Annotated in this window: 8 protein-coding genes and 1 riboswitch; all 8 genes read right to left on the bottom strand. The window is 44.8% G+C overall.

The features are described from left to right. Positions 1 to 232: 232 nt before the first annotated feature. Complete coding sequence (locus AACV78_RS14730; protein WP_194011146.1) at positions 233 to 1,189, bottom strand: DUF6282 family protein; 957 nt, start codon at positions 1,187 to 1,189, stop codon at positions 233 to 235. Positions 1,190 to 1,248: 59 nt separating this feature from the next. Next, the gene (locus AACV78_RS14725; RefSeq protein ID WP_194011145.1) at positions 1,249 to 2,163 is read right to left on the bottom strand and encodes an alpha/beta fold hydrolase; all 915 of its coding nucleotides are present in this window, start codon (positions 2,161 to 2,163) and stop codon (positions 1,249 to 1,251) included. A 14-nt stretch (positions 2,164 to 2,177) separates the two neighbouring features. After that, positions 2,178 to 2,624, bottom strand: a complete 447-nt coding sequence (locus AACV78_RS14720) for a SufE family protein (protein ID WP_194011144.1) — start codon at positions 2,622 to 2,624, stop codon at positions 2,178 to 2,180. 357 nt (positions 2,625 to 2,981) lie between these two features. Further along, complete coding sequence (locus AACV78_RS14715; protein WP_194011143.1) at positions 2,982 to 3,176, bottom strand: hypothetical protein; 195 nt, start codon at positions 3,174 to 3,176, stop codon at positions 2,982 to 2,984. Beyond that, complete coding sequence (locus AACV78_RS14710) at positions 3,167 to 3,631, bottom strand: hypothetical protein (protein WP_228042705.1); 465 nt, start codon at positions 3,629 to 3,631, stop codon at positions 3,167 to 3,169. The genes AACV78_RS14715 and AACV78_RS14710 overlap by 10 nt, the downstream gene beginning before the upstream one ends. A 79-nt stretch (positions 3,632 to 3,710) precedes the next feature. Next, positions 3,711 to 4,151, bottom strand: coding sequence for a hypothetical protein (locus tag AACV78_RS14705; RefSeq protein WP_194011142.1), 441 nt, complete (start codon positions 4,149 to 4,151; stop codon positions 3,711 to 3,713). Further along, complete coding sequence (metE, locus tag AACV78_RS14700) at positions 4,135 to 6,381, bottom strand: 5-methyltetrahydropteroyltriglutamate--homocysteine S-methyltransferase (protein ID WP_194011141.1); 2,247 nt, start codon at positions 6,379 to 6,381, stop codon at positions 4,135 to 4,137. The genes AACV78_RS14705 and metE overlap by 17 nt, the downstream gene beginning before the upstream one ends. 568 nt (positions 6,382 to 6,949) lie before the next feature. Next, positions 6,950 to 7,096, bottom strand: a riboswitch (cobalamin riboswitch). Between the two features lie 447 nt (positions 7,097 to 7,543). Then, a partial coding sequence (locus AACV78_RS14695) for a hypothetical protein (protein ID WP_228042704.1) occupies positions 7,544 to 7,753 on the bottom strand: 210 nt, incomplete at its 5' end.

Raw genomic sequence — 7,753 nt, 5'->3', positions numbered from 1 at the left:
CCCCAACCCTCCCCTCCCGCGGGGAGGGAGCAAGATTATTCTTGTTTCTCCCCGCGGGAGGGGGGACTTGCGGGGGGTAAATTTGACTTTTGCAAGAGGTCTATTAGTCATTAGTCATTAGTCATTAGTCAACAGTCAACAGTCAGTAGGGGCGGTGCCCCCGTGCGGGCCCTCTTAACAGTCAACAGTCAACAGCTAACAGTCAACAGTCAACAGTCAACAGCTAACAATTCTAAATTCCTAACAAGCGAGCGGGATTTTGCTTCATCATTAAATCAATTTCAGGTTGAGAGATGCCTTCATCTATCAACTTTTCTACAAATAATTTGTAACCTTCGGCAGGTAAAGGATCGGGTTTTCTTCCCAAATCTGTACTCAGAACAAAATGCTCGGCTCCGATGAGTTTTATGGCTGCTACCATCTGATTAATGGAAACGTGATGCCAGTTTTTGTGTCCGTCATCGGCGGCATTTTCTCCCATCAAATCGTTGACAAATGCTAATTCTAGAAACGCTCCCATCTGGGCTGCTGTTTGCATATTTTCTAGGGACAAACCGGGTACATCGGCCATTGCGTGGGTAATCAGGATGTTTTTAATGTTGAGAAGGTTGGCTTGCCGGACAACTGCCATAACTTCTGCTGAGGAAATGTGTCCGGTTTCCAACACTAAATTATCTCTAGCTACAATCTTGAGTACCGCTGCTGTTTCTGGTAAAAGTTTGCCGTTTTCTGCTACTTTAATCCCGATTCCCGATTTGTGAAAAACCTTTAAATGATGCTCGGAATCAACGGTTGGCAGCCACACTACTTTACCGTATTTGCCGCCGATGCGGTGCATTGCTTCTACAGCTTGGGGATTAATGCCGCCTGCGGAATGATTGAGAACAATTCCCCCGAAAACTTCGATTTGCGGTACAATTTTATTGACTAGAACTGCCCGTGCTGCGGTGCTGCCATAGTGATTTTTTAAGACAACTGCTTTCATGTGCGCGCTGGCGGCAAATTTAGCTACCTCAAAATCATCCAACCTGCGGGGAATCACATCAGGAGATGAATGGATGTGAAAGTCGATCGCACTTTCAATTATACTTTTTTGTGAGTCCATCGGCTGCGACTGTCCGACAGCATAAACTGGCAGACAAAACCAACAGCAAAAAATCAAAACAAACGTAAAAAAAACAGCCTGCATTCATCCCCTCTTTGCTTCTCTCCTCTGCGCCCTCAGCGTCCTCTGCGGTTCATTACCTCTTAATTCTCTGAAATAAAAGACTTAACCGCATTTGCCAAATCTTCTGCAAACTCTTCATGCAAACCCAAAGTTCCCGGAATAACTCGCGATTCCACTCCCGGTAATTGAGCTAATACTTCCATTTCCGCCTTTGATTTTGGTGGCGCTTTTTCCGCAACTACAACCATCACCGGTACTGTCAATCCTTGGAAGTTGGCGACAAATTCTTCCCGCGTTTTGGCCGGATCTAAACCTCCGGTGACAAAAGCCGCCGAACCAAATCTCGCCCCCGGTTGTTGAGTGACTTTCCGCTTGTTTTGAATGAAATCCGCTGTGACTTTGGCTGCATCGGCGTAGACGTGGCGGCGGTACATCAAACTCAGGAATGACGGCGCAGTGTTCAGTTTGTACAGGAATTGACCGATTAAGGGCGATCGTACTAATTCTCTCACCATTCCGTGCCAACCCCTTGGCTGTTTGCTCATTGTCGGCAAAGGCCCGCGCCAAGTCGGTGCAGGTAACACAATCTTCGACCAAACATTCGGCTTTGATTGCGCTAATTGCATCGCATAACCCGCAGCGTGACCGGCCGCCACTACAGCAACAGAACTGTTAAAAACTGACTCCACAAAATCCTTCAAAAATTGATGGTATAATTGCGGTTCGTAGTCGGTGCGCGGGCGCGAAGATTCGCCGAAACCAGGCCAATCTACACTCACTACTTGGAAATTTGGAGCTAACAACTCTGCTAAAGGACGCATTTCTTCCCGCGTGGAAACCGTACTGAAAGCCGGCAGCAACAATACGGGTTTTCCGCCTCCCCTGGTTTCGTAAATAACTTCAATCTGGGTTTCTTTCCAGTTCCAGAGATATTTCTGAACAGTCGCGGGATAGTTGCTAGAATTAGATTTGGTTAAATCAGCAGTTTGAATCATGGCTGTTTTTCCGGTTAGTTTGCTTCTGCTTGCGCGCTAAATTCGCAAGCCACTGCTTTATTTTTCATCATTTGAAAGATGTTATAAAATCCGTTAGCGCGGGAAGGTGTCAGGCTCACATTCAATCCCGTATCTTGAATAAAATCTGGGGTAATGCTAACTATTTCAGCAGGCGTTAATCCGCTCAAACCTTCCACAAGCAAGCCAACTAATCCTTTGACTAACTGAGCGTCAGAATCGCCTTGATACAAAACTTTTCCGTCGGTCAAATTTGCGGTAATATAAACTTGCGATACGCAGCCAGAAACTTTGTTTTCTGGGAGTTTATCGCTTTCGGGAAATGCTGGAAGTCGCTTTGCATACCACAGCAGTTGTTCGTAGCGCTGTTTCGGATCGGAGTGTCGCTGGAAGCGCTGGACGATTTTAGCTAGGGCTGCGGGTAGCGCGGTATTTGCGGACATGATTTCGAGTAGCGGTTGAATTTGCTGATCTTGTACATTCTATTGTACCAGTAGGGCGATCGATATAGTCCTGGACGCACCGATCGCCAGAAATCGGGTTTCTGACACCCGCGCACATCCAAGAAACCCGGTTTCTGCGATAATTTACGCATCCCCCCCCAAAATTGAGGAAGAAACCGGGTTTCTGACACCTCGCGCACATCCAAGAAACCCAGTTTCTGCGATGCTTTTGTTAGTGTTTTGCGGGCCTAAATTAGTAGCAAAAAATCAAAAGCGACAGTATTTCCCGCCGTGAAAATAGCGCAACAGATTAGCTAAAAACCCCGGTTTCTTTGGCCTTGATGTGTCAGTCCTGAATTAGTCAGATCGTTTAGGTAGAGAATCCTGTTTAGGAAGATGCAGCTTTGCTATTTGCGATCGCACTATTGCTATTGGGACAAACAATGCACCGCTAGCCAAATCGATCGCCAACCGAAACCCCAACGCTAAAAAACCCTCTAGCTTCCGTTCTGGAACTGGTTCCATCGCAACTTTGTATTGAATCAATTGCATCGGAGATTTTCTTCGTTCAAACGGGTGGACTGAGGTTGGAATTCTTCCCATCCTTTGCAGATTTGTTCGTAACATTGCGAGGGCGAAATCGGTAGATTTCGCAGATAAAAGAACGTGACTTCCCGACCGGATTCCAGCAGCAGAATGATGTCTTTACTTGGGTTATAGGTATCTGCAGCTTGCAAAATATGACCGTTCATGTGGTGATTTTGCAGGATGGCGGTGTCGGGAGCCAATAACCAAGCATTGAGAAAGGGAGCCAAACGACTGCGGGGAACAAAATGCGATTGGAATGTTTCACCAGTAACTCCCATCAATGGGTTATTAAGACTACAAATTACTGCGCCTCGTTCACCATTCAGATAGCCAACCCAAGCGTTATAGCCTAACACCAGCAGATTAGTTGCAATAAAGGATTGCTGCCAATCTTCGCTATTTGTTTCAGATGTCATCATCTATTAAAGATCCAGTATCAAGTTATCAACCTATGCGAAATATGAATTGAGTTGAATTTAGGCATGAATAGCGAAAGTTTTAGGGTGTCAAACTTGGTTGGAATTCCTCCCATCGCCTACAGACTTGTTCGTAGCAATCGGCAGGAGGAATGGCTAGTTTGCTTAATAGATTGACCTCTGTTTGACGACCAAATTTCAGCAATAGCAGAATATCTTGCTCTGGATTGTACTTAGCAGTTGCTGCTATCACAAATGGAATATTCGATGAGTCAACGGATAGCGATCGCAGATAAAATTCCATCAAATTGATAGGAATAAACTGAATGTGAAAAGGAATTGATTCGAGGCTTGTCATTGTAGAATCAAGAACTTGAGTATCTACATCACAGACCACAACACCCCGCCCGAAAGACTCAAATCCCTTCCATCCTGTATAACCAATAACTAGCAAATTGGTATGAATAAATCCCTGTTGCCAATAGCCAAAATTTCCTTGCCAAACGCTATTTTCCGGTCGCATTTACTTCCTCCCGCAGGATTTTTGCAGCTTCCACCATATTTTTTAGCGCCGGAATTACTTCTTCCCAACGTCGTGTTTTCAAGCCACAATCGGGATTTACCCAAATTTGTTGAGTTGGTAGATTAGCAATGCCAGTTCGCAGTTGTTGCAAAATCTGTTCCGTCGTTGGCACCACTGGACTGTGGATGTCATACACGCCATTACCCACTTGATAGGTGTAACCTGCGGCGGTTATTTCATGCAGCGTTTGGTTATTGCTGCGGCTATTTTCAATCGAAATTACATCGGCATCTAACCGTTCAATATCTTTGATGATATCGCCAAATTCGCAGTAGCACATATGCGTGTGAATTTGAGTTTGAGGATGAGCGCTTGCGGTAGCCAGAAGAAACGCATCTACAGCCCAAGATAGGTATTGACTCCAGTTTTCTACTTTCAGAGGTAAGCCTTCGCGCAATGCTGGTTCATCTACTTGAATTACTTGCGCTCCTGCTGCTTCTAAATCTGCTATTTCATCCCGCAAGGCCAAAGCTATTTGAAATGCTTGTGTTTGTCTAGAAATATCGGTGCGCGGATATGACCAATTTAAAATTGTTACGGGGGCTGTTAGCATTCCCTTAACGGGTTTTTGCGTCAATGATTGCGCTACTTTGAACTCGCGCACAGTCATTGGATCGGTGCGAACAACATCACCGTAAATAATCGGCGGACGCACGTAACGGCTGCCATAGCTTTGTACCCAGCCATTTGCCGTGAAGGCGAATCCATCCAACTGTTGTCCGAAATATTCCACCATATCGGTGCGTTCAAATTCGCCATGCACCAACACATCTAGTCCAATTTCTTCTTGGATTTTAATGCTATCGGCAATTTGAAGGTCGATCGCAGCTTGATAGTTTTCTTGACTCAATTCACCCTTTTTGTAGCGCAGGCGCAGTTTTCGCACTTCCGGGGTTTGAGGAAATGAGCCGATCGTTGTGGTGGGAAAAATCGGCAGAGAAATCTGTTCCGACAACCGCAAGCCGTAGGATAATTTGCGTTGAAAGTCATTGGTTGTTAGGCTGTTCAGACGTTCCTGCACGGCAATATTGGTAGGGCTAAACTCCTCGAAGGTTGTCCAAGCATTGCTAATTTTAGCGCGATCGCTTCCAGTATCTTCTCCGGCTAAACTGCGTGCCAAAAACTTCACAGCTTGCAGCTTTTGTTCGGCAAAACTCAACACGTTGCGGAGAGGTTCCGGCAACTTTGTTTCCCGTGCAGCATCGTAGGGAACAAACTGCAACGATGCCGACGGCTGAATTACAATATCGGGCGTAATTTGCTGAATCTCTTGGAGCAATGGCAGCACTTGTTCTGGACGAATTTGCCAAATATTGCGAGCATCTACAATTCCCACACCCAATCGTTTATCAGCAGGAAATCCCTGTTGTTTAAGCAATTTTAAATTGCATCCGCGAGTAAAATCTAAGCTAATTTTAGCAACTGGTAACTGTATCACCCAAGGATAGGTATCTCCTAAATCATCAAAATAAGTAACTAAATCGATGGGAAGTTTGATTTCAGCGAAGGAACTATAGGTTGACTCAAAGGCTTCTTTGAATTGGCCAGCATCACCCAGAACCAAGGCAGGTTCGTGAATTTGCACTTCATAAATACCCAAGTTTGTTAAGGCTTTCAGCAACGCCAGATAACGTTCTCGCAATCTTAAAATTGCTTCATTTAAGGGTAGGTAAAACCGACTCAATCGCAGTAAAGTAATGGGACCTAAAACAATAGGAATTACTTTTTCGCCTAATAAAGTTTGAGCGCGATTAACCGTTTCGAGAAAGTCGCTAAAATCAGCAGGCTGCCATTCTGAGGGAATTTCTGGCACCAGGTAGTGATAGTTGGTGTCGAACCATTTAGTCATTTCTAGCGCAGGTATCCCTTCTTTACCCCGCGCCATTGCAAAGTAGCGATCTAAACCTGATAAATCCCGAAAGCGATGGGGGATTAACCCCAGGCGAACTGTCCAATCCAGAACACTATCGTAGAGGGTAGTATCGCCCACACCGATGCGATATATACCTGTTTTTAGCTGTGTTTGCCAGTTTTCTATTTCTACTTTTCTGATTGTTTGCAATAAATTATTGGCATCTAATTTGCCACTCCAAAATGCTTCTAATGCGATTTTAACTTCGCGATTTTTACCAATGCGAGGATATCCAATTGTGGCAGTTGAAATTGACATGATTTTTCTCTCTTAAGTATGGGTTTCAATAGCATCATCAGTACAAATAGCGATATTACAAAGAGCGATCGCAATTGATATCGTGTCCGATTGGTTCGTAGTACGGACTGAAGTCGGTACTACGAACGGTTTTTGTGATGGTAATGAACCGGACATTAGATGACTGAATTTTTACTATTGATATTTGCTGAATGATCGAGTTGAGTCTTTGATATTCCATAGAAACTCTGTCGGAAACTAAGGGGTATCCGATGCAGAATTTTCTACAGCAATGTCATCAGAATGTAATGTGATGCCTCAAAGGTGAAATCGTCTGAATATCTAACATCGCTATCACAAAGCTGTTAGAAATTACAGCAGGCAAAACCCCGCGCAATATTTCTTGCGTCTAAAACTAGATAATGCTGTTGAGGCTAACTTTTTTAACTCGTTATGTTGCTCTAGAAACCAATTGCACCAAAGGTTTCTCACGGGTTAAGGAGCATAATAGCCGATCGCGCAGCGTCTGGTGAAAAACAATCGAATCGAAAACAAAATGCTGAAGACATCCGTACCTCGCAGATGGGTTAATAGAACGATACAATCGGCGGGCATCCTGACTAAGAAGCTACTCTACGCTTCATCACAGTTGCGGGACAGCGCCGGGTTTGCACCGAACTTTCCCCCTTTCGTCTAGTGGCTGATCTCCACCAGAACCGATTAGGTCATACCATAGCACATTTTCCAAAATATGCAACCCCTAAGATCCGGTCGGGCGATCGAATATCATCAATAATCTTGAACACCTGCGCGATTTGAAACCGGGTTTTTCATCAAAATCCTTAGTTGCAGCCAGCAAATCAGGCCAAAACCCGGTTTCTTTGGTGTCGATGCGTAAGTCCGGCTCTAAATTATTTGCCTGGATCTTTAAGATTATAAATTGACGGCAGAATGGGATTCCCGCTACCAAATCCTGGAAGTCAAAATTCTGAAAAATGCACCGCAAAAATATTATCAGCGCATGGATTTTTTCAACTGTTTAATTTTCTAACTTCCAGCGTTTAAACATATGTTTAGTTTGAGTCTTGCGAAGTTAGGATGACTCGCTGCTAAGCTAATCAATATTTAAATGGTATTTCAACAAATAATCAAATTTTTGTAGGTGGAAGGCGATCGTCTCAAGTCAAGTCCAAGGGCGGCAAACGGTGCAACTATCGCCAGGAATTGACGCAAAACTGACAGTCGCAGCCAAACAGCAGCGCTGCTGCATCGCTTTCTTCTGCCGTAAAATGCAGCATCGCCGCCTCTTCGTCACCAAGCCGCTAAGCCGTTGTGCATCCCAATTGTGTATGGTGAGGAGGAGAGGGGGAAACGGGGAGAGGGGCCATTCGGC

Origin of the sequence: Tychonema sp. LEGE 07196, assembly GCF_963890365.1 — a bacterium.
Classification (GTDB): Bacteria; Cyanobacteriota; Cyanobacteriia; order Cyanobacteriales; family Microcoleaceae; genus Microcoleus.
The sequence above is the reverse complement of the archived record's forward strand: the minus strand, read 5'-3'. Positions and strand labels throughout refer to the sequence as shown.